This window comes from Enterococcus sp. AZ109, assembly GCF_051714625.1.
Classification (GTDB): domain Bacteria; phylum Bacillota; class Bacilli; order Lactobacillales; family Enterococcaceae; genus Enterococcus_A.
On sequence record NZ_JBIOSF010000002.1, the window covers coordinates 410574 to 435959 of the forward strand.

Genomic DNA, 25386 nt, shown 5'->3' on the forward strand with positions numbered 1-25386 from the left:
GAAACTCCTCCATTATTTCTTCTTTTTTTCAATCGTAAAATATTTTTCAGCGGTTTTAAGTGGGGTGAATTTCCGCCCACCACCGCTGTAAAACTTCCCAAAAAACTCGACATATTGCAGTCTCGCTCCATGCACGTAAGCACTTAAAAGGGTCAGAAAAATGTTCAAACCCTGTAAAGCTATTAGCAACAGGATCCCGATAGTAAAACGTGCGACTGGCGGCATATAACCTACTAGCATATTAAAAGCCGCAGCGATACTCCCGCCAGAAATCCCCAAAGCCATCAAACGCGTGTAGCTTACCAGATCACCAATGTAGCCAGTCACGCCGTACAGATCATACGCTCCCTTTGCCAACCCGGTCAGCTTCGAATCTGCCTGAAGAATCGGTACGACAATCACACTCAAAGCTGAAACGATCGCCAACACCTTGCCTACTGTGGAAAGTGGCGCATTGTCCAGTAGCATACTACCCACTACCATTAAGCCCAAACCGATCAAAATTCCCTGCCAGGCAAAGCCATTTCCAACTGCATCTAAGTATTCTTTCCTTTTAAGATGTTCTTTAGCAGCTACAAACAATCCCACCAAGATTTGAATGAGTCCAAAGACAACCGACAAGATTAAAATTTGAATGACATCGTCTTGCGTGGACAACAAGGTTGGTATTGGTAACGAGGCACCAAAGCAGGAATTATAGATCAATCCCCAAAGCATGGATGGGACCGCTAAAATCTGGAAAAATTTCACAAACTTTAACATACCATTAGGTAAAACTAACTTTTTTAAAGCTGCTGTCGTAACGATGAGCATTAGTAATCCATATCCTAGGTCTGCAACCATCATGCCGAAGAAAACGAGATAAAATGGCATCATCCACGGTGTCGGATCCACTTCTTTATAATGAGGTAGCGCATACATTTCCGTTAGCATCTCAAAAGGCTCGACTAACACGTTGTTCTTTAGCTTAGTCGGTACTTCGTGCTCTTCTTCATACTCAGTAGGATCTTCAAAGGCTAAATAGATCGTTTCCGGACCAAATAAATCGGAAAGTTCACGGATCATCAGATTCACTTCGTCATCACTTATCCACCCTTGCAAAACAATTAAGAAGTCGGATTGAACAAATTTATTCTTTAGCTTTTCGCGTTCTTTCATCGCTAACAGAACTTCCTCTGCCCATTGCAACTCACTAACCACTTGCTTCTTTTTGCCAATTTGTTTAGAAAGCTTTTGCCCCTCTTTATGCAATGCCTTTAGCTGTTCTTTTACTTGCTGTAATGCCATTTTCGGTACTGCTTCATAGGGATAGTTTTCAATTTCGGCGGAATAGTTGGTTAATCGTTCTTGGATCGTCTTTTTTAGTTCATTGGGAAAGATAAGGGCAAAAGAGCTATTGTTGTCATCTGAGTAGACCTCCTCGTAATGTACTAGTTCCAATTGATTTAATTCTTCAAGTAATACGGGTGCTGCTTGACTGCTCACTTCTGTTAAAAGGAGCTGAGTAGTCGCTGATTGTGTTTTCGTTGGTGCAACATCTAAGTATTGCCAGCGGGTGAGCCAGCTTTCCTCTTGCAATAACTTTTCTTGTAACTGCTGAGCATTTTCCCATTGTTGCTTTAGGTCTGTGATTTCTTTTAATTCTTGCCTTAATTGCTGCTGATCAAAATGCCCTTCAATTTCCTGCAAAGAAAGATAGCGGCGCTTCAAACTTTTGATCTTGTCCTTATTCTTTCCGTGATGCTGGACAAATTGAATGGAATCGTTGATTTGTGTCTGTAAAAAGTTCAATTCACTTAGATCCGCTTCCTTCGTTTCTTCAAAAGCGGTCGAAAAATACTGTTGAACCCAGTCATTATTTTCCACTGATTGTGATAGATCACGCACCGCTACATTTTGTAGTCCTTGAATTGCTTGCAGCAACGCTGCTTGATAAGAGCGCTCAGAAATAATAGTCACTTTCTTCATTTTAGTAACGCCCATATTGTCCCTTCACCCTCTCAATAATTTTTTGAATTGCGGCTGGGCGCTGACCAACATAACGTTCTTCAATGGCTTCACGTTGTTTTTTCGCTTTTGCCTCCAACTGCTGACGTTCTTTTTCTAATTTGTCCGCTTCTTCAGCTTCCAGTTGCTCGGCTTGCTCTAGCAACGCTCGCTGATTTCCCGCTTTTTGCTTCTCTAATTCATCGGATCGCTGCATGGAGTAGTTCTTCATTTCGTCTAAGATCGCCTGCTTTTTTTCAACCAGTTCCTGTTCGGTTGCTTGAATTTTGTTTAATGCTTCTATCAAGTGCTCACATCCCTTCCCTTGTTCCGTAATGAAGTTCCAATCACTGAACTTGGATATACTACCAAACGGAAAACAAATACATTACCAACAAATATCCATTATAGATATTCGTTGACCATTTCAGCGCATTTCGTGTGATATTATGGTAATATTCTAGCCGATATAATCTCAACAGTCAATCTTTTTTGAGTATTTTTCGAACTAGTATTAGATACATGTTGATACTGTTCGTTTGTAAAATTGAACAAAAAAGCAACATATCCCTGAAAAACATGTAACTTAATATAATGAATTTAGACTCAAAAAAAAAAGAGATGGATGATCAAACAAAGATATAGACTAAGAAAGAACCCAGTATTCCCTACAATTTTGACTTTACATTTTTCTAAGAATCTTTTTTGCTACTTAGATCTAAAAAGAGCAAAAAAAAAACGGCCGCTAAGCCGTTTTTCAAACTAAATTTCACTTTCTGCATAACGAGCAGTCACAACTTTACGGTGCGTGTAGAACTCGACACTATCTTTCCCATTGGCATGCAGATCACCAAAGAAGGAGTTTTTCCAACCTGAGAAAGCAAACCAAGCCATTGGTGCCGGAACACCTAAGTTAATTCCCAGCATACCTGCATCGACATTTTCTCTAAAGAAGCGAATAGCCGAAGCGTTGTTGGTGTACAAGCAAGAGCCATTAGCGAATTCAGATTGATTGGCTAGTGCAACTGCTTCTTTAACATCTTTGACTCGCATAATTGATGCCACCGGAGCAAAAATTTCATCTTGCCAAATGGTCATGTCCATTGTTACATTGTCAAAAATAGTTGGTCCCACAAAGTAACCTTTTGCTGGCAGATTATCTCGACCATCCAGTAATAGATCCGCTCCTTCATCGACCCCTTTTTGAATATAGTTGAAGGTTCTTTCCTGTGCTTCTTTACGAATGACTGGACCTAAGAAGACCCCTTCGTCCATCCCGTTGCCGATTTTTATATCCTGAGCAGCCTGTTTGAATTTACCGATAAATTCTTCAGCGATCGTTTCTTCCAATACGATTACCGAAGCTGCCATACACCGTTCACCAGCAGAACCAAAAGCACCGCCAATAATATCTTTGACTGCACGATCAATGTTGGCATCTTTCAAGACGATTACATGGTTTTTGGCACCAGTTAATGCCTGAACTCGTTTCAAGTTAGCCGTGCCCGTTTTATAAACGTACTCGCCCACTCCTTTTGAACCTACAAAGCTGATTCCTTTTACTAATGGATCGGTCAACAGTGTGTTGACCACATCATGGGCACCATAAACAATATTCAGCACTCCTTTAGGAATTCCCGCTTCTTCTACTAATTCCACAACTTTTTCCATTAACAAAGGTGTTTTTTCAGAAGGTTTTAATACAACAGCATTTCCAGCTGCAATCGCCATTGGAAAAATCCAAAACGGCACCATCATTGGAAAATTAAAGGGGGTAATTCCACCGATAACCCCGATTGGGTAACGGTAGTTAGTAATCTCAACATCTGTAGCTGCTGTTGATAAAGAATCGCCTAAGATCAAGTTGGTAATGCTTGCCGCATTTTCCACGTTTTCAATCCCTCTTTGCACCTCTCCTAATGCTTCACCTAAGGATTTCCCATTTTCTAAAGTAATCAGGCGTGCCAATTCTTCTTTATGTTTGGTTAAAAGATGATGAAGTTTGAACAAATACCGTCCACGAACCGGAACACTTACTTTTTTCCAACTAGCAAAAGCTGTCTCTGCAGCTTCGATTGCGGCTTCGGTTTCTTCTTTTGTCGATAAAGGAACACGAGCTAAAACTTCTTCAGTCGCTGGATTCATCACCTCTTCAATGTTTTCTGAACGGCTTTCTACCCATTCTCCGTTGATATAATTTTTTAGCATTCTAGTCATAGTTATTTCCTCCTAAGATTCAATTGATGAAAGAATTTATCTTTCTTACCCTTTTATTAAGCAATTACTGTGCCAAAATAGAAAACGCGGTCCTTCACTTTTGGAAAATCATTCACAATCTTTTTTGTCCGATAATATAGACAAACCGTCTATTTTTATGTACACTAAGGACAACAAATGATTATATGTTGATTAACTATAGATTCTTTTTCGGTTTAGAAAGGGTGTTTTTATGAAACAACTATTTAATGAACGACCAAAACATATTCAGACACAAAATACCATAAGTAAATGGATGACCACTGAACCGATTACCATTAACATTAACGAAACCATTAATAGTGCGATTCAAATTTTCGCAGAGAATAATTTTTATAGTATTCCAGTGGTTGACGATCAAAATTGTCTGGAGGGTATGATTACAAAAAGTTCGATCATGCTGGCCCTTTATCAAAATCAGTCTACCGCTGAACCGATTCGTTCAATCATTGAATCCTCCTTTGATGCCGTTTTTCCTTTAGATCCATTAGAAAAAGCCTTGAATATGACGGAAGGCTGTTTGCCAGTTATTAAGGAAGACCGCACACTGGTCGGGGTGATTACTAGAACTGATTTGCTCAATGCTAAGTCGGTTGAAATGGATACGGTCAAACACTCACTAAATTCCATGTCGATTTTGCAGCAGGTACTGGACAACTCGTATGAAGGTATTGTTGTGGTGGATCAAAACGGAATAATCACCGATATCAACGCTGCCTACTGTAAAATTTTAGGAAGGAAGCGAGAAGACGTGTTGTATCAGCCTGTTGAACAAGTGATCGAAAATACGCAGCTACATATTATATGCAAAAACGGAAAAGAAGAGCGAGATCAGATTCAGCGCATTCATAATAAGGAAATGGTGGTCCATCGTGTTCCTTTGTTCGAGAAAAATCAACTAATTGGGGCTATGGGAATTATTATTCACCGTAGTATTGAGGAGATGTATCATTTAACCAACAAAATGATCGCTAAAGAAGCTCCACAGCAGCTGCCAATCAAGCAGTCCAACGATGCTTTAGCAAGAATTATCGGCAATTCGCCAAAAACGATTCAACTAAAACATCGGATGAAACGAATAGCCGCTCTCCCTTCCAATGTTCTGATTACTGGAGAGAGTGGTACCGGAAAAGAGTTATATGCTCAAACGATCCACGCTTTGAGTCCAGTGAGCGAAGGACCTTTTGTTGCAATTAATTGTTCAGCAATTCCTGATAATTTATTGGAATCCGAGCTTTTTGGTTATGTAGAAGGCGCCTTTACTGGCGCGGTTAAGGGCGGTAAAAAAGGAAAATTCGAACTAGCAGAAAATGGCACAATTTTTTTGGATGAAATTGGCGATATGCCCTTACTGATGCAAGCAAAAATCCTTCGAGTATTGCAGGAGAGGACGATTGAACCTGTTGGTGGTACTTTTTCCAAGAAAGTCAACGCTCGGGTAATAGCAGCTACTAATCAAAATTTGGAAGAAAAAATCACTAACAAGGAATTTCGTGAGGATTTATTTTACCGTTTGAATGTCCTGACCTTAGAGTTGCCCCCTCTAATGCAAAACAAGACAGACATTCCTTTACTATTGGCGTATTATTTCAATTTTTTTGCTAGAGAGTTTCAGCTAAAAGAACCACAACTTTCACCAAAGGCTAAAGAGGTTTTGCTCGCCTACGATTTTCCTGGGAACATTCGCGAATTGACCAATTTGTGTGAAGCTTTAGTGGGACTATCTGAAGGTGGCTATGTTCATTTGTCCGATTTGCCTGAACGTATCCGTAATTTTCCAAAAGCATCGGAACCCTCTAAACTCCTACAACAAAAAGGCGATGCAGAACGGGAATTGATTTTATCCACCTTGACTTCGGTAAATTACAATAAAACGCTTTGTGCTGAAAAACTAGGTATTCAACGGTCTACTTTGTATAATAAAATCAAAAAATACGGAATACAGTGAAAAACCGCTAAGCATGTTAAAATGTTTAGCGGTTCTATTTTTTAGTCCAACTCATTTGGTATTCTACTTCGTTCGTTTGCGAATCAAGCTTCTTGCCAAGAAGCTTGAATCCTTGTTTCTGGTAAAAGCAATAGGCGTTTTGATTCTTTTGATAGACTGCCAACGTTAGACTATCATGTTTCTTTTTGGCTTTTGCCAACAGCATTTGACCAATTCCCCTATTCTGATATTCCTTTTTTACAAAAATGCCGGCAATGTATTCGTTCATTAAACCTAGGAATCCAGCTAGTTCTCCCTCATGATAATAGGTAAACAATTGTGCGTTCGGCAACATTTCCAATACTTCAGAATAATTATTTTTCCAGTAATCTGCCGCAATAAATGAGTGGGCAGCTAGATTACTCATAAGCCACAGCTGCGCGATTTCTTCAATTTCCTGCGGGGTCGGGTTCGTTAATTCCTTGATCATTCGTCCTCCTTCTTCTCCGGTTTGACAGAATAAAAGCCAAAGGAAAAATAGGTCAGTATTTCTTGATAGTCAGAAAAGACAAAATTTGGTGTGTCCGCTAAAACATCGTACAGCACCCCGTATTCTCTTACCTGATAACCTGTGTCACGAAACTGATTACTAAAATAGAATTGCTGTCTACGTAAGCGTTGCTCATAGTTGTCAAATGCTGGATCAACCGTTTCAATGGTTAATACCACACCGCGATCCTGATATTTTTCTTGAATCCAAGCGACTATTTGTGACCCATACCCTTGAGAGCGCTGATCCGGATCAGTGGCCAGATAAAAGACAAAGGTCAGTTTTTCACTCTGCACTAAATAAGTAAAACCGCAGAAGACATCCTCATTATAAAAAGCTAAAAATTCAACCCGTTTTCTTCGAGAAAACAGCCGCAGCAACCACACTGGCATTTGTTCTTCTTTAGGAAACGAATGTTTATATATGTCGAAAATTTTATCGTATTCCGGCAATTGTCGCGTAATCTGTTTTACAGTAAGCATGGTTAACCTCCTAAAAAAAGACTCCTAAGAGCCTTTTTTCACTTCTTTGTGATGAGTGATCACTTCAATCCCCATAATCATCCCACACGTAGCTGTAGCAATTAACGAAATAGCTAGCACACTTACCCAACTTTTTCTTCTCAATTTACTCACCTCTCTTCCATTATGCCAGAAATGAAAACATTTACAAGAATATGACTTTCAGAGTAGAAAAAAGCGGCTGTGACATAAGACGTCACAGCCACTGAAAAACGTATAATCGGTGCAACTAAAGCAGCTCTTTTGGAAACAAGCCGTATAATCGCAAAAGTATGAGCAGCTATTTTCAACTTATTTCTCGGAGCTGAACACTGCTGTCACAACCTCTAGTGATCAACAACTAATCGCACTAAAAGGGGCAGTACTATGATGGTATACAACGTGCGACAAATTTGAATGCCTGCGATCTTTGGCATGTCGCCACCTAGTTCACCTGCAATTAAGGAAATATCTGTCGCTCCCGCTGGCGATGAAGCAAATAGCGCCGAGCGCAAATCTAGAATTCCCCGTTTATACACAATAAAACCAAACAGTACATTGATCAGCAAGTAACTTCCTAGCAATAAACAGGCTGGAATGAATAACTGACTAATTTGTTCCAAACTTTCACGGGTAAAAGTACTCCCGATGATTGAACCCGCCAGAATTTGAGCCAATTGTCGGATTTTGTTGTTTAAAGGAGCAGTATTTTTTAAGAGCTTCAATCCACAAGAGAAAATAAGTGAAAAGATTAAGGCTCCCACGGGGATTTGTAAATACATCCCCAACAATCCTCCGATACCAGCAACCACTAAAATTAATAAGTTGTTGGTAATCTCACGATTGGTTCCAAAAGTTAGATTTTTTTTCAGGGCAGGTTTCTCTTTTTCCGGCTTCGGCTCATCTTTGCCTAGTCGCTTCAAAATAAAACCAATCCAATAAGGCAAAATCAACAGCATTCCTACCAAACGGGCCAACTGCATTGTTGCCACAATTTCGGCCTGCGCCCCCATATCAATACTAATTAAAGATACATCCATGATTCCACCTGGTAAACAACTTAACAAGGCAGTCACTAGATCGATTGAAAAAAATCGAGCAAATAGGAACCCCATCACAAAAGTGTTTATCGTAAAAAAAGTCATCAACAATACAATTGATTTTGCTAACTTGGGAAAATTTAGTAAATCCTGTTTGGATACCTGCTGCCCAATGTAGGCACCACTGACAATTTGCGCTATCACCTTCAAACTTCCAGGCATCAGCATCTGACTGGTTAAAACGGAAAACAATGCTACAGCTAACATACTTCCTGTCATAAATGCAGCAGGCATCTTCAAGCGTTTCGCAAGTGTGCCGCCTAAAAAACCGACTGCTAATGTTCCTATTATCTTAAATAGCATTTGATTATCTCCTTATCAAAGCATCTTACGACTCATTAGCTTCATTTTAGCAGTTGGACAACTTTTTAACTGTTTTTTTATTGTTCTTTTTCCGATAGTTTGATCTCGGTATCTATGATTTTTAGAATGTTTAGCCCGCCATAAATAAGACTATCTGGCAGGGAACATGCTTTCTTGGGACCCTGTTCAAAAAAAGACAAATTTTCATTCAGCCTGATAAAATTTTATCTTTTTAGAAAATATCTTCTACTTGTAAATAATAGGGTTGTTTTTTTAGGATAAATCATCCTGCTAAGGCTTATCTAGATATTATTTACTTAAGTCCTGTCATTCATATATTAATAAATAATTTTTCTGAACATATAATACTAGAGATCAAAAACAAAAATATAAAGTTTACTATTGATCTTCGATACATCTTTCGATTATAATAGTAAAAAAATAAAGCAACAGATAAGGAGATTAAGCCCATGACAACGATAGCGAATCTTGAACAAAAACATCTGTTTAAATTGACTAGAAAGCATTTAGAAAAAAGAGTGATCACGCATTGCCAAGATAATAGCAGTATCGCATACGTGGTTCAATGTGCCGTCGCAATTCTTGTACGTAACGCCTTCACACCCTTAGATTTCTCTTATCTAGCAAAAGATCAGATTTGTTCGTTGTTTTTGGAGCGTTCTCCAGAAGAATTATCTCCTGTTCGCCATTTATGTGTTTATTTTCAGGCGTATTTTAGTAAAGAGGACTGGAATAAAGTCATCCAGCGCTTATTTAAGAATAAAAAAGAGTTCTTAGCTGTTACCAAAGAAACCCGGTCCCGTACGGATCATCTTCATGCCATGCTTCATTCCGGAACCCGTGAGCCTAAGGAATTGGTGGATATTGCCACCCTGTTCAAAGACGCCAACGGAAAAAAACATCGCTTCACCTTCAAGAACGCCGATCCATGCTACTCCGTTCAGGAAATCAACGATCTGTTAGCCATCTTAGGCACCCTGACGATTTTCCAAAAAGATGGCGTGCAACGCTTCGCAGAAATCGTACGCTATATTTATGTCCCTACCACACCCGTTTATGATGCGGAAAAGAAAACAGAAGAAGTCAATGATTGGCAAGAAACTTTGTATGCACAATTAATAAAAGCGCTCGAAGTTATTTCCCATGTAAAAGTCAACGACAAACCAGGTGCTGGCTTATTGATTGAATCACCTAAATTTATCAAAACCAATTGTTACGCGAGAAAAACACCGGAGGAAGTGGCGAAACACCTATTTGACGGCTTTGCTTTCGATCCCTCAATTGATCAAAATGTGCTCATGAGTCGGATGTTAACTGCCCTAGTCAGTGGACTAAAACTAAAAGATGCCAAGCCAATGATTGAATACCATGGGGAGCTGGAGGAGCCTGCCGGCAGTCTCCAAGAGATTCCCAAAGAAAACAGCATGAGTCAAAACAAAACTTCGAAACCAAAAACACCACCAAAAAGCCAACATGGCTACTATAATAAAGAAAAAGCGGCTAAAATACGGGAACAGAAGCAGCAAGAGCGATTAGTGAGAAAGGCCACCGGGAAGAAGAAAAAAGGGAAGAGGAAAAAACGCTAATGACCCCCTTTTTGATTTTCTAATAAAAGCTCTACTTTTCTAAGGTCCAAGGAGTGAAGAAGAAAATTTATCGGGATAACATCAGTCCAATCATCTTACAATTACTACTTATGCTAAATGGTTTTCACTTGTTTTTGATTTCTTCAATTTTAAAAAGACGAGGGAGGACATGAGTTCGGGAAGCGGAGTATGAAGCCATTAAAAGGCCGATAAAAAAATCTCAGTGTGCGAGGTTATATTTTCCAAATATCTTATGGGCAATCTTGCATTAGGCACATTAGTTAACGAAACATACTACTAGGGTTACTTTATCAAAACAAACCAGTAGTTTCTGTAACCCTAGTCCTCCGACTGCATTTTGCGGATAATTACCTATAGCCGTTCTTTTCTTTATAGATTTTATAGGGGAAATCCGCCAATAAACTGGCCATCCTTTCCTGATTGAAAAGACCTTTTTAGTGGTCCGTCCTGTAAGGAATCCGTCTGATTAAATAATTCCAAATAAGCATAGTGCATGGGCTAGGTAAACAAGAACTAAAGCACAAATTACGTGAATTAATAAATAACTCTATTTCAATCTAGTAGTAGTTCATTCCTTATAATTTGTCTAATAAGAAGGGGTGAATTATTTGGTTTAGCATGCACAGAAAAAAGGCTTGATTAGGAGCCCGATTTCTTGCGTTAGTTTCCACACCTTCGTTTTCTTTTAATTAATTTTTTTTCGCCAAAAAACTTCTAGCAGTAGTCTAAAGATAAGCAAATAAGCGGCAAAGAACAGAAAGATCGACTTATTGGAAAACTGTATTTTTATAACGAAACTCAAAAGTAACAACAGAAAAGATATACTGGCGATCGACAACCAAACTTTACCGATAAAACGGTTGTGATAGGCCAAGAATTCAGCTTTTCTTTCCTTACGAAAATGATGAGTAAAGTCATTCCAAGGTACTCGAGGAGTAAACATCGCTAAACTTCCGAAAAGTCCGATGATACAAAGACCAATAAAAAAAGTTTGGGTTTGAGTCATTGTTTCAACCTCCTAGTAGTAATTTCTACAAACATATTGACAATAGTTCCTTCACATCAGCCCTATTTTTGTCAGTAAAACCTAGGATGAGAAAAACAAATCCTACCATCATAAACATACGACTAATATTCAAGCCTAATATAAAAAAACATCCCCAATGCCAGCCATGTTTCATTCACATTCTTCATCCTACTCGTCTCCATACCAAAATCCTAGCACAACGAAAAAAAACCATCAAGACAAAAAAGCCTTATCCCAGTGTTTGGGATAAGGAAAAAAACTTATTTAGCAGTCCGAATCGTAACGAATTTCACTTCGATATATTCTTCCACTCCATACGTGCCATTTTCACGACCAAAGCCAGAGTGTTTTACACCACCAAATGGTGTGGCTGAATTAGAAATTTCAGTATCATTGACACCCACCATTCCATATTGCAGCTTGTTGCTAACATTGTCGATAGTATGAATATTGGTTGCAAAGAAGTACGATGCTAAACCAAATTCGCTGTCGTTGGCATCTTCGATTACTTTTTCTTCGTCTTCAAATTCAACCAATGGAATCACAGGTCCAAAAGTTTCCTCATAGAAAATGTTCATATCTTTCGTCACACCGTCTAAGACTGTTGGTTGGAAGAAGAAACCGTTGGCGAATTCACCGTCTTCCATTTTACTGCCACCAACTAAGACTTTTGCCCCTTTACTAGTAGCATCTTCCACTTGTTCTTCGACTTTCTCAACGCCCTCTTGATTAATTAGAGGTCCTGTCGTTGGATCGTCCAAGCCATTGCCGACAGTAACTTGCTTCACCTGTTCCACAATCATTTCGGTAGCTTTTTCTTTGATATCTTTGTGAATAAATACTCGGTTTGGCGAAGTACATACCTGACCATTATTACCAAATTTTGTTTCAATTAACGTTTCAATCGCCAATTCCAAATCTGCGTCTGGGAAAATAATATACGGTGCGTGTCCGCCTAATTCCATTGAAACTTTTTTCAAAGTTGGTGCTGCTTGTTCGTTCAATGTTTTACCAACTTCGGTCGATCCGGTAAAGGTGATTTTTTGTACATCGTCTGATTTAGATAAAATTTCGCCGATAGTTGCTGCATCTCCCAACATAATGTTTACAACACCTTCTGGGAAGCCAGCTTTGTCAAAAAGCTCCATTAATGCGAGCGCTGACAACGGAGTGTCTTCTGCTGGTTTAAGAACCACCGTACAGCCGGCTGCAATAGCGGGTGAGATCTTCCGAATGATCATATTAGAAGGAAAGTTCCAAGGTGTTATTGCTCCCACCACACCAATTGGTTGTTTACGCACTTGCCATTGATTAGTTGCAGGAGAAGGGATGATGTCACCCATCACTCGTTGACCTTCTGCCGCATTCCAGCGTAAATTTTCAACGTTTGTTTGAATTTCGCCTTTTGCTTGTGCTAACGGTTTTCCTTGTTCCATTGTCATAATGGTTGCTAAGCGTTCAGCATCTTCATCTACCAAATCTGCCATCTTATTCATTAATTCAGCACGTTGGGAAGCCGCCATCGTAGACCATTTAGGAAAAGCTGCTTTTGCTGCTGCAATTGCATCTTTTGTTTCTTTTTCACCGCCTTGGTGCACTTCAATTAATGTTTCACCCGTCGCCGGGTTGGTTACTGCTCGTTTGTCTTCTGAGCCTTCGATCCATTTGCCATTAATATAGAGACGAGTTTCGACCTGTGGTAATTCTGTTTTTGCCATATGTCTAATTTCCTCCTTATTATTTGGTACGTAATTCACCGTAACATGGATAAATTGAAAGCACAAAAATGATGCTTGTTATTATCAAATTTATTAAAGCGCTTAACAAATAATGAATATATTGGAAATAACTTTATACTTTTCATTTCTCAGTGTAACTCTTTCACAGAAAAACCATCGGTTACTTCCTAACATCCGATTATTTGGTTAGCTGTAGCCATTTCTCATTCCTAGTTCAAGATTACCTGTTACTGATAATATCGGCACATAGGATTTCCACATTATTTCGATATAAGTCCATGCGCGCTACCTTTCGTAATTTTTTGGGCATAAAAATACGAATGTCTTCTTCATTGTACCCAACTTGTAGACGGTGATCATCGTAAATGATCGGTCGCTTTAGTAGTTGAGGATATTGAGATAGCAATACTAACAGCTGGCTCATTGATAATTCGTCAAAATCGATGTTAAGTTTTTGATAGACAATTGATCGCTTAGATAAAATTTCTTCGATTCCTGTTTCAGTCATTGATAGAATCGTTTTTAACTCCTTACTATTCAATGGTTCATTATTAATGTTTCTTTCCTCAAATTCGATTCCCAAATTGATAAACCATTTCTTGGCTTTTCGACAAGATGTACAAGATGGTCCAACTAACAAATGAATCATAAGCTCACCACACTCTTTCTTTTTTTATTATGTTCCTAAATATGAATGAGGAATGTATAGGTATATTTTTAAATAAATAAAAATGTTTCCTGCCTCTTTCAAGAAAAAAATCGTATGTAAGTGATTCCCCTAACACTTCTACTATTTCCTCTATCTGTAGCTTACAAGAATTTTTAGCTTCCAGATTATTTTATTTTTAACGCAACTCTGATATAAAAAAGTAAATTAGCCAGATTATTTTGTAATATATTCATTTTTTTACTAGTTCAAACCAGATATAGCATACTACGTTTAATAAAATAACTATTGTTTTCATAAATTCAAAAAAGTATAAATTGTAAATTTCTAGAGACTCCTTCAAAGAAAAATCAATAGTCTCTTGAGCTTGGTTAAGAATTGATTCAACTTTCAAGTACTTGATTTAGCAACAAGTCTAAGTTTAAGGTAATCACCTCTCGCAAACCGTCAAAACCGCAAAAAATAAGAACAAAATTGAGAATAATCTGAACATCGCCTAATTTAGACTAATTTTTAGTTGAAATCAGCAGCAGCCTTAAAATAGTCTGATCTACATAAAGCCATAAAATTCGCTTCATTAGAAAACAGCAAGTGGCTGTGACATAAAACGTCACAGCCACTGAAAAGCCCATAATCAGTGTAACTAAAGCAACTCTTTCAGAAATAAGCCGAATAATCGCATAAAGATGCGTTTCGGATTATTTCCCGGAGCTGAACTCTTCTGTCACAACTTCGAATAAGCACTTAATATTTCTCGATATTACGTGTAAAACCAATATAGGTCACAATAAAATAAGCAAAGTAAATGACTAAGAAAACCCCTAATGATAATCCGTAAAATCCCATTGAACTACCTTGAACACCAGTGTAGTAAACAAACCGTTCTCCCGCAAATAATCCAATAAAAATACTTAAAACCACCGAGATCATCAACGGACATAAATAATAGATACTCAATTGCTTCAGCACTACTCTTTCGGTTTCCTTTTTACTTAGTCCTAATTGACGTAAGATGTCGTAGCGCTTTTTGTGTTTAGTAGAATCACTTAACTGCTGAACGGCTAGGATGGTCAAGGCGGCACAAAGGAAAACAATTCCCAGATATGCCATCATAAAACAGAGGGAGACAATCACAAAACTAGCATCTCTTTGAATATTATCTCTAACAATTGTGGTTCCTGACATCGTCATGATTTGATCGCTGCCATTGCCGTAAGAAATGTTGTAAAGATCACCATATTGTTCAGTTTCATTGTAATTCTTGTCCAAGGCTTCTAATTTTTGCTGCAATCCCTGTGGTGCTTCGCCAGCAATATTGACCGCCATTGCCCGATAATAAGGAATCATTTTCTCAGCTGTCTCATCAGCTACAACTAAGAGATAATCTGCACCATTCATCCCGTTCTGAGCAAAAGGCTCCATCTGAATAGTCCGCAATGCCAAGGTTTCTTGGTTTGCTGTGATGGTGACCTGCTCTTCCACCTGTTGCCATTGTTTTTCCAAACGTTTTTTTCCTTGCAAGATATATTGTCCAACCTTCAATTGCACTTTATCGTAGCCGGCCATTTCTCGCAAGTGATTATAGTCACTCAACTTCATGAATGTATCTTCACCGAAATAAGAGCTGTCAGCCCATTGATCGCCAACTTTTTCGCCTTTGTAAGTTCCATCAACATGCTCATACAAATAATCATTCATTGCTGTTGTACCGTTTCGAAAAATCAAATACTGATATTGTTCATTTATTTGTGCACTTTCCGCGATTACCTGCTCTTCGTCACTAAAGTCATAATCAGCGTCCGCATTAGAGATGGAAATATCAAATGGCTGCGTAAGAGTGACTTGATTCCGCTGAAAATTGGTAAACATCATCACTACCATCCATGTCAGCAACGCTCCTGTAAACAAAATCGTCAAAGTCCCCATCGTAAAACGCATGGTTTTAATCTTGGAAGACAGCTGCCGCAGTACAAACAGTGTATCCTGTTTATAAATCAGCGGTGATTTTTTCTGAATGAAGCGGATAAAGAACGCAGACAAACCGAAATACAGTAAATAAATCGCCATAACTAACCCTAGAGAATAGAAGACGCTAGCGTTTAAAGACATGTTGGAAGTCAAAATCAGTCCGTTGAAGACGCAAATATACACCACCGAAAGAATGACCAGGATGCCCTTGCGACCATTTTTCTCATGAACAATTTTTTCGTTCTGCTGATCGCTGTAAAGCAATTCGCGAATAGTCATCTTTTTTATTTTTCGTCGAACGCCCCGCATCGCCAACACATACGCCAACGCTAAAATACCAAAAGTAAGCAACAAATACCACGGATTGAAATCCGGTGAAATCCTATATTCAGTCTCCAAAATGGAATAAAAAATATTAACAAATAGCAGCTGAAAAGCATACCCAGGAATAATCCCCAACAGAATCGACAACAATCCTAACAAATAATTTTCTCGACGAAACAGCTTAATCACCTGCTTTTTCGTCATCCCCAGCAATAAATAGGTGCCGAACTCTTTACTGCGTTTTTCCAGCATAAAGTTCACGATATAGCGCACCAGCCACATAACAATTCCGATAATAAAAAAAGAGGCGATCCCAATCATCACTACAAAAACTGCTGCATCTGCATACAACGCCCGCATATCTTTGGAGAAAATCATGCCATGAAAGGCAAACATCAAGGTGGAAATAATCGTCATGGTACCTACATAAATCATGTAATCCTTCGCCGAACGCTTAGCATTGCGAGCAATTAAGGTTTTAAACATTGCCCCCACCTCCACCAAACACCGACAGCACATCTAAAATATCATTCAAAAACTCCCGTCGGCTTTTCTCACCTCGAATCAGCTCATGGAAGATTTGACCATCCTTTAAAAACAAAATCCGTCTACAATAACTAGCGGAAAAAGCATCGTGGGTCACCATTAAAATCGTTGAATTCATTTTCTGATTCATGGTGACAAAGGTTTCCAGTAACGTTTGGGCTGATTTGGAATCCAGCGCTCCAGTAGGTTCATCCGCCATAATTACCAGTGGCTGATTGGCAATTGCCCGCGCACAGGCACAGCGCTGTTTTTGCCCACCGGAAACTTCATAAGGAAATTTATCAGCAATTGTTCCAATCCCCAGTTGTTCCATCAATCTTTTCACTTGTTGCTGAATATCCTTTTGAGGATTGTCCTGTAAAGTCATCGCCAAAGTAATATTTTCTTCAATCGTTAAAGTGTCTAACAGATTAAACTCCTGAAACACAAAGCCCAGATTTTCTTTACGGAATTTCGCCACCTGTTCCTCATTTAACGTACTAATATCTGTGCCTCGAAAATAGACATGCCCGGAAGTCACCGTATCAATAGTAGATAATACATTTAGCAAGGTGCTTTTTCCTGAACCAGAAGATCCCATGATACCGGTAAATTCTCCTTCTAAAATCTCGAAATCCACCCCGTCTAATGCTTTAGTGACGTTGCTTTTTGAACCATAATATTTTTCAACCTTTTCCACTTGTATTAATGTCTTCATCTTTTCTCTCTCCAATCCATAAGCTAACTTTCTAAACTTAGTTTATAGATTTTTTCCATTACTTAGTATGTACTTATCTGTACTGAAGGTTACAGTTTTGACAGATAACTCTTGCTTATTTTTTTCCTGCCAATACTCACGACTAAACTCAGTCCGTGAGTAAGCAGCACTGTGAGTAAAAATCGAAGCCATCCATTGGTAGTTGACTGCTGGGTTAGTAACTTCATCAGCGTTAGGGCCAAGGGATGGATAAAATAATAGTAACTACTTAGTTTCTTCAAATTTAGTCTACTTGAATGTGAGGACCCATTTAGCCCCCATAGAAAAACGCAAAAGCTGAAGGGCAACAGACTGATCAGAAAATTCATGTCTAGATTGCCCGATTGAAAAATCAACCGTTCCTCTAGAATTAACCCCGATATACTCACCACCAATCCCCCTGAATAATACTGAGAATAATGATGTAACTGTTCCTGATAATCACTGATCAGAAAACCTAGAACCACAAAAATACTTAAAAACAGCAACCCATTTCTAGTTGTAACGAACACTTGGATGTATCCATCAAAAAATGACTGAAGCCAGCCTTCCGATAAAAAACCGTAGTAAGTCTCCAAGCAACCAAACAGATACAACAGTCCAAACCCGATTACTAAAACTTTATACTTGTACCTTCTAACTAAAACATGGACGAGCAACAAAGCAAAAAGCAAGGCTGGAATATACCATAAATGATAATACGTTCCACTGTAAAAGAGTCCTACCAGCATAGCCGCTGGATATAAATAAGGCGGCAATTTCATGTGCTGCTGCAACCATACAAACCCCAGCGGAAGAAAAACAAGGCTCCAAACGAGATAATTTTTAATACTGGTGCTTAAGTATGTCCGAAAATAATTTGGCTGCTGTCGATTTTTTTCACGAACAAAATACGCAGTTGATAAGGCGAAAAAAGGCACTGCCACCCTGCAGACAGCCCCTTTTAACACATGATTATAACTCGGATCTTCTAGTACCGGTCCACAATGAACACAAATCACTAACAAAGCTGCTAGATACTGCATCCAATGAATGCGGTTGACTAATGCTTTTTGTGTTTTGGTTGCTCGAACGAAATCCATGCTAATTACTCCATCGAATAAACTAGTGTCAGTTTATCCTTTGAAGGCGTTGCTTGGTATCACCTTATCTGTGCTGAAAATTACAACTTTGAAAGATACGTATTTTTGGGAAAGACGAGGGTCACGGTTGTATATTCATCTTGCTTTGAAGCAATTTCCAGTCCCAGCTCCAGTTTCTTGCATAGCTTTTTGCATAAATACAAACCGATCCCCGTCGTTTTTTCTCGCTGGCGTCCGTTGGTGCCGGTAAAGCCTTTATCAAATACCCGACCCAGTTCGTCAGCTGGAATTCCGATGCCATTATCTGTTAGCGATAATCGAACACTATGCTCCGCTTCTTCCACCGCAAAGACCAGTGTTCCTGGGCCCTCTTTTTTATATTTCACAGCATTAATCAGCCACTGCCCTAAAATAAAGACCACCCATTTTTCATCTGTTTGTACAAATACTGACTCGATTAACGGCTCTACAGTCATTTGATTTTGAATCAGCAGGTATTTATTTTTTCCAACTACCTGCAATACCACATGTCGCAGATCGGTTTCTTTAAGGGCGTAATCCTTGTACACCTGTTCCGAGCGGGCATAAAATAGCGCTTTTTCTACTAGATCATCCATTTCAGTTAAATAGAGTTCAAATTTCCGCTTCGTTGGATGATCTAAAGGATAGGCAGCCAAATGCATCCCAGTGATTGGAAGCTTCACTTCATGAATCCACCCTTCAATAAATTCGCGATACTCTTTTTGCTCCTCTTCCAACCCTTGAATTTTTTCAATTACAGCTTTATTGGATTGACGTAAAATTTGCTGGTGCAGTTGATCCTCCAACTGCCAGCTTTGCCCCATGAATTCTTGGATCAGGTACGGTTTTTCTAGTTGCTCCAACGTACTCAGGATGCCTGCGAAATATTTCTTACGTTGTTGATAATTGATCGTCAGCCATATTACTAAAGTGGTTAACCAAAATAGCGCAATTAAGCCGACTGTTAAAGTGCTGTTTCCGATTACTAATAAGTATAGACACAGGCAAAATAGGCTGACGCCATTTAATACGAGAAGTAAAATCTTATTCTTTAAATAGCTTGCTAAAGTCATTTGCTGCTCCTTTTCAAATCTTATAACCTGCACCACGCTTAGTTTCAATAAAATTCGTTACTCCAACATCAACTAAACGAGAACGAATTCGCGTCACTGTTACACTTAACGCGTTGTCATCAATAAATACTTCGTTATCCCACAGATACTCGATTAAATCCAAGCGTGACACCACTTCTCCTTTATGGAGGAACAAATAATACAATAGTTTGCACTCGTTTTTTGACAATTCTGTCTCAAGTCCATTTGCTTCGAGTTTATAGGAACGAATATCCAACTTAACTCCCTTGTGTTCTAGTGTTGATTCTTCTTGAATCACCCCACGACTACTTCGCTTCAACACAGCGGTAATCCGCGCCAATAAGACCGACGGATGGTAGGGCTTGGCAATAAAATCGTCCCCACCCATTAAAATACTGTTGGTTTCCGTCATGACACTGCTATCACTGGTTAGAAAAATAATCGGTACCTCCATCGTCCGACGAATTTCTCCACACAGCTGGTGACCATCGATTCCCGGCAGATGAATATCCAGCAAAATCAAATCCGGTAAAGCCTGCTGAACTTGCTGCGTCACATCCGTAAACTTCTCCACTAGTGCTACTTCATAAAGGGAATTCTTCAAAAGCGTAGCCAACTCTTGCCTGATCTTTGGTTCATCTTCAATAATCATGATTTTCAAGCTGCATTCCCCGTTCCTTAGACTCTTTAGTATCTATTTATGATAGCATTCACTTTTATGAATGAACATCTTTTTTAAAAGAAAGAGGATTTAGACCTCCTTTGCTTCAAGTTGATAACGAAAATAATTAAAAAATATGTCGCTAGAACACAAAAAGTGGCTGTGACATAAAACGTCACAGCCACTGAACACCACATAATTGGTGTAACAGAGACAGCTCTTTCGGATTATTCGACTTACTTCTCGGCGCTGAACACTTCTTTCATAAATTCTACTTTTAAACGATTTGATAAGTCAAATGACTGATTTCTGGCTCATCCTGCAACCATTTCTGGTAAAATTTGGTATTTATTTGGTAGCCATTGTCCAATGTAGTAGTGATGATTTCCTCTAGAATGCCAGCTTTGTTAAATTTATGCTCAATTGCTTGAATGAAACAAGACAGCTGATACACATTTAAAGATGTCCCACTATTTTCCCAAAGGTACTCCCCCATTTCTTGCTGGTTAATACTTTGTCCTTTAATTCGAGCCACCAACAAACGGTCAAAAATACGGCTTTCCATCTTAGAAAAAGTACTGCGAACAGTTCGAATAAGATCGGACTTGGCTAGGTTGCTCACTCTGGTGTATTCATTTGCTCGGGTAACCCAGCGAGGCTTGCCGTTAAGAATTTCTATTGCTTCTGCTAAGTTCTCTCGTATTTTTTCGAGGGAATCGTTTGTCGAAATCCAGCCATGAATCCAAGGAGTGTCGCTAGGGTTTCGTTCCAGCTTCTCCTGGTCACTCACCCGCACAATCGCAGCCGATAATTTACTTAGTCTTGGTAGAAAAATTTCTAACTCGGCATTACTTAATGTTTCACTCAATAGCACTAGTTGAAAATAATTGATCGGCAGAATATTTTTCCCTTGTCTCAGATAATCAAGCAAATCCACCGAACAAAGAACTTCGTTATTTAGGTGGTGAAGCTTTTTTATTAGTCTTTCTTCGGATAAAATATTTTTGGTTAAAATCAACACATGCTGCAGGGGTTTCACCTTCTTTTCACTAATTGTTTAAACACTTGTTCCATCGATTTTGTACAAGTTACCGTTACAACCTATGAGCCCTAGTGATCTAACGAACAAAAATTGATTTAAAAGTTTCGTCCTTTATTATGGATGCCTATTCTCTAAAACAACGAATTTCTTTATCATTAATAATAGCAAAAAAACTTTCTTTCATAAAGTCTTTCATAATACAGAACACCAGATAAATGATCCAATAATCATATTCATTATTTATTAATAAAGGTTTAATCTTTCATTGTAGAATTCTCTGCCATTTACGTTATATCTGTTTTACCAACGGATAATTTTAGTTACAAATCGAATACATATGTAGAAATTAGATGTATGCCTAATTTAATCCTTAATATTCTTCGATATTGGTGATATGGTTTTCGAAAAATTAGATAACCATCTAACTAGAAAAATAGGTGAAACCGATGAAAAAAGTGATTAAAAACCACCAGTTATTGCTAATCTGTACGTTGCTTTTCAGTATCCTATCTTCCGTAACAGCGATTTATGCCGCATTCTTACTACGAGACATTTTGAATGCCGCCATTACTCAAGATAGTGGTTTGTTTCGACGAACTATTTGGCTTACTGTTTTATATTTACCAGTAATTGGCATACTACAATGGACTTACAGCTATTTCAGCAAGAAATTTATCTACCACGTTGTTCAAGATTTGCGTCAGGAAATCTTTGACGGCATTTTAACCCGTGATGCTTCGACTTTTCATTCGACTAACTCAGCTGACTACATCTCCGCAGTCACCAATGATAATAAGATTCTAGAGGACAATTATCTGATTCCACTATTGGATACCCCTTCGTTATGGCTTTGTTTTTGTCGCTACCTTGATTGCCCTGATTTACACGAGTCCGCTAATTACGGCGGTGATGGTGGTTTGTTTATTGGACTTAATCATCATTCCTAGTATTTTTGGTAAACCGCTGCAAAAGCGGCAAGATCAGCTTTCACAAGATTACACTTCTCTAACGGTTCGTTTAAAGGATTTATTGTCTGGCTACGAAGTGATTCAATCCTTTCAGATGCTTCCTTTTGCCGGTAAGAGCTTTTGCCAACAAAACGAAAATACGGCAAAATCCAAATTCTCAGTAAACAAGCTCTATGCTGTTAATGAAGGAATTTCAGTGGTTTTAGGAGCCGGCACGCAGTTTGTTAATTTAATTGTCGCTGCTTATTTTGTGTTAAACGGTGAGATGACTGCGGGAGTCATGCTGGCATTACTTCAATTAAGTGGTACGTTTGTGCAACCAGCAGCCATGATTTTAGAAAGCTTACCGAAAATTCAAGGTGCTCAGCCGATAGTAGCTCTAATGAACGAACTCTCCGCTCCAGTTATATCACCTTTCAAAGGCACTGAAGCTCCTTCGTTTGAAAAAGCGATACAACTAAAACAGCTGGCTTTTAGTTATGAGGACAAACCCGTCATCAATCAGCTCAGCTTAACCTTAGAGAAAAACAAGAAATATGCTTTAGTAGGTCCCAGCGGTTGCGGAAAAACCACCTTGGCCCGTTTAATCACAGCGAACTTTGGTGATTATCGAGGTGCGATTTATTATGACGCCAAAGAATTGAAACAATTAGACGTTCATCAAATTCCCCAGCATTACTCGATGATTCATCAAAGTGTTTATATGTTTGATGAATCCATCGGCGAGAATATCACCCTGCATCAGGAGCGATCCACAGGTGAAATCAGCAACGCCTTATTAGCTAGTGGTGCCAAAACATTTATTGATCAACTACCTGATGGTCTAGAAACCTCCGTTGGTGAGAATGGAAATAATTTACCAGGTGGGCAAAAGCAGCGGGTGGCTGTGGCTCGGGCCCTGATTCAGAATAAACCATTTTTGATTTTGGACGAAGGAACTTCAGCTGTCGACAGTAAGACCGCCTATGATATTGAAGGTCGTTTGCTACAATTACCGGATCTGACTTTACTGACCATCACCCACAATTTGAATGAAAATCTGCTACGTCGCTATGATGCGATTATCTATATGGATGAATAGGTTCTTACGAGGAATTGATCAGTAACCCACGCTTTGCCGAGTTTGCTTCAATTAAGCAACAGAAGCAATTGCAAGTGGCTACCGTTTGATTTATGATGAGGGATAACTAGTTATTCAAAGGAGAAAACAAGCAGGACTGCCTTGCCTATTAATAATCGATTGAATCCTTACTTTGAAACTTTTTTCCTACTGTATCAGACGCCTTTTGACGAAAAGGCCAAGCAAGAAACGATTGCTGAATTGGATGAACTGGGGTTGGACGGGGTAAGCTTTTATGAAAGACACTATCCTATCATTGAAGCTTATTATACCAGCTTTGGTGAACACCGAGTGCCGACGAACTGTGACTTGTTTTTCCAAGAGGCTGAGCAGGACTACTTAATCACCTTAGCTTTTCTGCTTTTCCGTCATCCTTTCTGGAACAATGAACTTTCGACCCTAAGTGATGAAGAGCTGCAGCAGTTAATCATTGAGTCCGTTTATCTCTATAATGACGAGGAACCGGTGAAGGACGCAACCATCCTTCAGGCGATCCAACAGTTAGGACAGCTGGAATTTTCCGATAGCGTAAAATGGCAAATCACTCATCTGTTGCAACAACCCAGACCTATCTTGACAGATTTGATTGAAGCAGTTCAGACGAATCTATCAGCTTTTGAGACAGCACAAGCAGTAATCCAAACTCAGTTAACACCTTTGCTGGAAAAATACCTGCATGACACAGAAAATGAGTCGTTTCTACGACAAATGACCACAAACTTGGAGCTGGCGGCAACGGTTACTCCTACCTTAGCAGTACCGATGTCGGTACTTATTCTTGAGGATCATTGCTATTATGGTCTTTTAGGTGACTATGTTCAGCGAAGCGGCAGCAATGCGTCACTTACTAAGGAAGATCTGTTAGTGGGGCTTAAGTCCATTAGTGACAAAACCAAGCTGGAAATCTTGGCTTACTTAAAAGAAAAACCTAGCTACAATTTAGAGCTGGCTGAGCATTTGAAGTTGGCACCGGCAACCATTTCTCATCATATGAATGCCTTATTAAATTCCGGCTTCGTAAAAATCGAGAAAAAAAATAAAGCCTATTATGTCTTAAATGAAGCGTCGATTGAACATTTTATCCACGAGCTACGACGCGAGTTACTAAAATAAACAATAGCCACAACAGCTGAGCAATGCTCTTACTGTTGTGGCTATCCTACTTTTTATTCAAAGGCTTTGTTTACATCATCCAACATCATTTTGACTGATTCTAATCCGCCACCGCTTAAGTACCAAACATCTGGTTGAAGGGAGATCACTTTTCCATCTTTACCTGCCGTTGTTTGAGCAACAAGCTCGTTATCGGCAACATTGTTATTGCTGTCATCTCCGCCGATCGCTTGTGTGCGATCAACCACAAAGACAACCTCTGGATTTTTTTCTAAGACATATTCATACGAAACACTTTGTCCATGAGTTGAAGCTTCAATCGCATCGTCCGCTTCTGTAAAACCAAAGGTATCATAAATAATGCCGAAACGAGAATCTTTCCCATAGGTAGAAAGTTGTCCTTCGTTTACTAATACAGTTAAGGCTTTGTCTTGGCTTTCTTCTGCTTTGGTTTTGGTTTCTTCAATGCTGGCTTCAAGGTCAGCTAATTGTTCTTTGGCTTCGTCTTCTTTATCAAAGATTTGGCCTAGTGTTTCCACATTGTGCTGGATCGAGTTCCAAGTATCACTTGTATCAACTGCCAAATACATCGTTGGTGCAATTTCCTTCAGCTGATCCAAAAAATCACTTTGGCGACCGGAAATAATAATCAAGTCCGGCTGCATTTGGTTGATTTTTTCTAAATCAGGTTCTTTAATCCCACCAGCAGAATCAACGTCTTTGTAATCTGCCAAATAAGCTGGTAAATTGTCAGTCGCTGCACCAACGACACTGTCACCTGCACCTAAAGCATCAATCGTATCCAATGAGCCATTATCAAAAACAACGACTTTTTCAGGATTTTTCGGAACGGTTACCGTACCGTTGCTGTCGGTTACTTCCAGCGTTTTAGCTGTAGCCGCACTACTTTGAGCAGTTGCTCCGCCGCTTGAATCGGTGGTGCCGCTATTTCCTGAGTTACACCCTGCTAAACCAAGCCCCAATAATACTACTGATAAACTAACAATATATTTTTTCAATCTTTTTTC

General features: G+C 39.1%; 21 protein-coding genes. 5 read left to right on the plus strand and 16 right to left on the minus strand.

The genetic code is table 11. The features are described from left to right. Positions 1-12: 12 nt before the first annotated feature. The 3 genes from IGI42_RS18570 to IGI42_RS18580 form a co-directional block, all read right to left on the minus strand. Positions 13-1983, minus strand: coding sequence for a V-type ATP synthase subunit I (locus tag IGI42_RS18570; protein WP_438717499.1), 1971 nt, complete (start codon positions 1981-1983; stop codon positions 13-15). After that, positions 1970-2293 carry a hypothetical protein gene (locus IGI42_RS18575; RefSeq protein ID WP_438717500.1) on the minus strand — a complete coding sequence of 108 codons (324 nt, stop codon included), beginning with the start codon at positions 2291-2293 and terminating at the stop codon, positions 1970-1972. The genes IGI42_RS18570 and IGI42_RS18575 overlap by 14 nt, the downstream gene beginning before the upstream one ends. Positions 2294-2748: 455 nt before the next feature. After that, positions 2749-4203: a CoA-acylating methylmalonate-semialdehyde dehydrogenase gene (locus IGI42_RS18580; protein WP_438717501.1), complete on the minus strand. Its 1455-nt coding sequence runs from the start codon at positions 4201-4203 to the stop codon at positions 2749-2751. Positions 4204-4435: 232 nt separating this feature from the next. Between IGI42_RS18580 and IGI42_RS18585 the strand changes: the two genes are divergently transcribed. Next, entirely contained in the window at positions 4436-6190 is a 1755-nt protein-coding gene (locus IGI42_RS18585) for a sigma 54-interacting transcriptional regulator (RefSeq protein WP_438717502.1), read from the plus strand. A gap of 34 nt (positions 6191-6224) precedes the next feature. Here IGI42_RS18585 and IGI42_RS18590 read toward each other — a convergent pair whose 3' ends face one another. The 3 genes from IGI42_RS18590 to IGI42_RS18600 form a co-directional block, all read right to left on the minus strand. Further along, positions 6225-6659: an N-acetyltransferase gene (locus IGI42_RS18590; protein WP_438717503.1), complete on the minus strand. Its 435-nt coding sequence runs from the start codon at positions 6657-6659 to the stop codon at positions 6225-6227. Next, positions 6656-7201, minus strand: coding sequence for a GNAT family N-acetyltransferase (locus IGI42_RS18595; RefSeq protein ID WP_438717505.1), 546 nt, complete (start codon positions 7199-7201; stop codon positions 6656-6658). Before IGI42_RS18595 ends, IGI42_RS18590 begins: the two co-directional genes overlap by 4 nt. A gap of 365 nt (positions 7202-7566) precedes the next feature. Then, a complete protein-coding gene (locus IGI42_RS18600) occupies positions 7567-8622 on the minus strand; it encodes an AbrB family transcriptional regulator (protein ID WP_438717506.1) in 1056 nt (351 codons plus the stop codon). Positions 8623-9092: 470 nt separating this feature from the next. Here IGI42_RS18600 and IGI42_RS18605 point away from each other — a divergent pair, with 470 nt between their 5' ends. Continuing rightward, on the plus strand, positions 9093-10229 hold the full coding sequence (locus tag IGI42_RS18605; protein WP_438717507.1) for a hypothetical protein: 1137 nt from the start codon (positions 9093-9095) through the stop codon (positions 10227-10229). Between the two features lie 706 nt (positions 10230-10935). Here the strand turns inward: IGI42_RS18605 and IGI42_RS18610 are convergent. From IGI42_RS18610 to IGI42_RS18650, 9 genes are all read right to left on the minus strand, one after another. Next, positions 10936-11256, minus strand: a complete 321-nt coding sequence (locus IGI42_RS18610; protein ID WP_438717508.1) for a hypothetical protein — start codon at positions 11254-11256, stop codon at positions 10936-10938. Positions 11257-11537: 281 nt separating this feature from the next. Further along, positions 11538-12995 carry an NAD-dependent succinate-semialdehyde dehydrogenase gene (locus tag IGI42_RS18615; RefSeq protein ID WP_438717509.1) on the minus strand — a complete coding sequence of 486 codons (1458 nt, stop codon included), beginning with the start codon at positions 12993-12995 and terminating at the stop codon, positions 11538-11540. Between the two features lie 241 nt (positions 12996-13236). After that, the gene (locus IGI42_RS18620) at positions 13237-13665 is read right to left on the minus strand and encodes a Spx/MgsR family RNA polymerase-binding regulatory protein (protein WP_438717510.1); all 429 of its coding nucleotides are present in this window, start codon (positions 13663-13665) and stop codon (positions 13237-13239) included. Positions 13666-14427: 762 nt separating this feature from the next. Then, the gene (locus IGI42_RS18625) at positions 14428-16461 is read right to left on the minus strand and encodes an FtsX-like permease family protein (protein WP_438717511.1); all 2034 of its coding nucleotides are present in this window, start codon (positions 16459-16461) and stop codon (positions 14428-14430) included. Further along, complete coding sequence (locus IGI42_RS18630) at positions 16454-17218, minus strand: ABC transporter ATP-binding protein (protein WP_438717512.1); 765 nt, start codon at positions 17216-17218, stop codon at positions 16454-16456. Before IGI42_RS18630 ends, IGI42_RS18625 begins: the two co-directional genes overlap by 8 nt. Before the next feature lie 89 nt (positions 17219-17307). Further along, positions 17308-18339 (minus strand): acyltransferase family protein, encoded by a 1032-nt coding sequence (locus IGI42_RS18635; RefSeq protein ID WP_438717513.1) that lies wholly within the window; start codon positions 18337-18339, stop codon positions 17308-17310. Positions 18340-18419: 80 nt separating this feature from the next. Next, on the minus strand, positions 18420-19433 hold the full coding sequence (locus tag IGI42_RS18640; protein WP_438717515.1) for a sensor histidine kinase: 1014 nt from the start codon (positions 19431-19433) through the stop codon (positions 18420-18422). 13 nt (positions 19434-19446) lie between these two features. Further along, on the minus strand, positions 19447-20106 hold the full coding sequence (locus tag IGI42_RS18645; RefSeq protein WP_438718323.1) for a response regulator transcription factor: 660 nt from the start codon (positions 20104-20106) through the stop codon (positions 19447-19449). Between the two features lie 286 nt (positions 20107-20392). Further along, positions 20393-21154 (minus strand): hypothetical protein, encoded by a 762-nt coding sequence (locus tag IGI42_RS18650; RefSeq protein WP_438717516.1) that lies wholly within the window; start codon positions 21152-21154, stop codon positions 20393-20395. A gap of 449 nt (positions 21155-21603) precedes the next feature. Between IGI42_RS18650 and IGI42_RS18655 the strand changes: the two genes are divergently transcribed. From IGI42_RS18655 to IGI42_RS18665, 3 genes are all read left to right on the plus strand, one after another. Further along, positions 21604-22104: an ABC transporter transmembrane domain-containing protein gene (locus IGI42_RS18655; protein ID WP_438717517.1), complete on the plus strand. Its 501-nt coding sequence runs from the start codon at positions 21604-21606 to the stop codon at positions 22102-22104. Continuing rightward, positions 22025-23206 carry an ATP-binding cassette domain-containing protein gene (locus IGI42_RS18660; RefSeq protein ID WP_438717518.1) on the plus strand — a complete coding sequence of 394 codons (1182 nt, stop codon included), beginning with the start codon at positions 22025-22027 and terminating at the stop codon, positions 23204-23206. Before IGI42_RS18655 ends, IGI42_RS18660 begins: the two co-directional genes overlap by 80 nt. 141 nt (positions 23207-23347) lie before the next feature. Then, positions 23348-24358 (plus strand): ArsR/SmtB family transcription factor, encoded by a 1011-nt coding sequence (locus IGI42_RS18665; protein WP_438717519.1) that lies wholly within the window; start codon positions 23348-23350, stop codon positions 24356-24358. 53 nt (positions 24359-24411) lie between these two features. Here the strand turns inward: IGI42_RS18665 and IGI42_RS18670 are convergent, their stop codons facing one another. Next, positions 24412-25377 (minus strand): siderophore ABC transporter substrate-binding protein, encoded by a 966-nt coding sequence (locus IGI42_RS18670; protein ID WP_438717520.1) that lies wholly within the window; start codon positions 25375-25377, stop codon positions 24412-24414. Between the last annotated feature and the right edge of the window lie 9 nt (positions 25378-25386).

Coding starts and splice junctions, on each gene's coding strand:
- IGI42_RS18570 (WP_438717499.1), bottom strand. CDS start 1,983: ATGGGCGTTACTAAAATGAAGAAAGTGACTATTATTTCTGAGCGCTCT.
- IGI42_RS18580 (WP_438717501.1), bottom strand. CDS start 4,203: ATGACTAGAATGCTAAAAAATTATATCAACGGAGAATGGGTAGAAAGC.
- IGI42_RS18585 (WP_438717502.1), top strand. CDS start 4,436: ATGAAACAACTATTTAATGAACGACCAAAACATATTCAGACACAAAAT.
- IGI42_RS18590 (WP_438717503.1), bottom strand. CDS start 6,659: ATGATCAAGGAATTAACGAACCCGACCCCGCAGGAAATTGAAGAAATC.
- IGI42_RS18595 (WP_438717505.1), bottom strand. CDS start 7,201: ATGCTTACTGTAAAACAGATTACGCGACAATTGCCGGAATACGATAAA.
- IGI42_RS18600 (WP_438717506.1), bottom strand. CDS start 8,622: ATGCTATTTAAGATAATAGGAACATTAGCAGTCGGTTTTTTAGGCGGC.
- IGI42_RS18605 (WP_438717507.1), top strand. CDS start 9,093: ATGACAACGATAGCGAATCTTGAACAAAAACATCTGTTTAAATTGACT.
- IGI42_RS18610 (WP_438717508.1), bottom strand. CDS start 11,256: ATGACTCAAACCCAAACTTTTTTTATTGGTCTTTGTATCATCGGACTT.
- IGI42_RS18615 (WP_438717509.1), bottom strand. CDS start 12,995: ATGGCAAAAACAGAATTACCACAGGTCGAAACTCGTCTCTATATTAAT.
- IGI42_RS18620 (WP_438717510.1), bottom strand. CDS start 13,665: ATGATTCATTTGTTAGTTGGACCATCTTGTACATCTTGTCGAAAAGCC.
- IGI42_RS18625 (WP_438717511.1), bottom strand. CDS start 16,461: ATGTTTAAAACCTTAATTGCTCGCAATGCTAAGCGTTCGGCGAAGGAT.
- IGI42_RS18630 (WP_438717512.1), bottom strand. CDS start 17,218: ATGAAGACATTAATACAAGTGGAAAAGGTTGAAAAATATTATGGTTCA.
- IGI42_RS18635 (WP_438717513.1), bottom strand. CDS start 18,339: ATGGATTTCGTTCGAGCAACCAAAACACAAAAAGCATTAGTCAACCGC.
- IGI42_RS18640 (WP_438717515.1), bottom strand. CDS start 19,433: ATGACTTTAGCAAGCTATTTAAAGAATAAGATTTTACTTCTCGTATTA.
- IGI42_RS18645 (WP_438718323.1), bottom strand. CDS start 20,106: ATGATTATTGAAGATGAACCAAAGATCAGGCAAGAGTTGGCTACGCTT.
- IGI42_RS18655 (WP_438717517.1), top strand. CDS start 21,604: ATGAAAAAAGTGATTAAAAACCACCAGTTATTGCTAATCTGTACGTTG.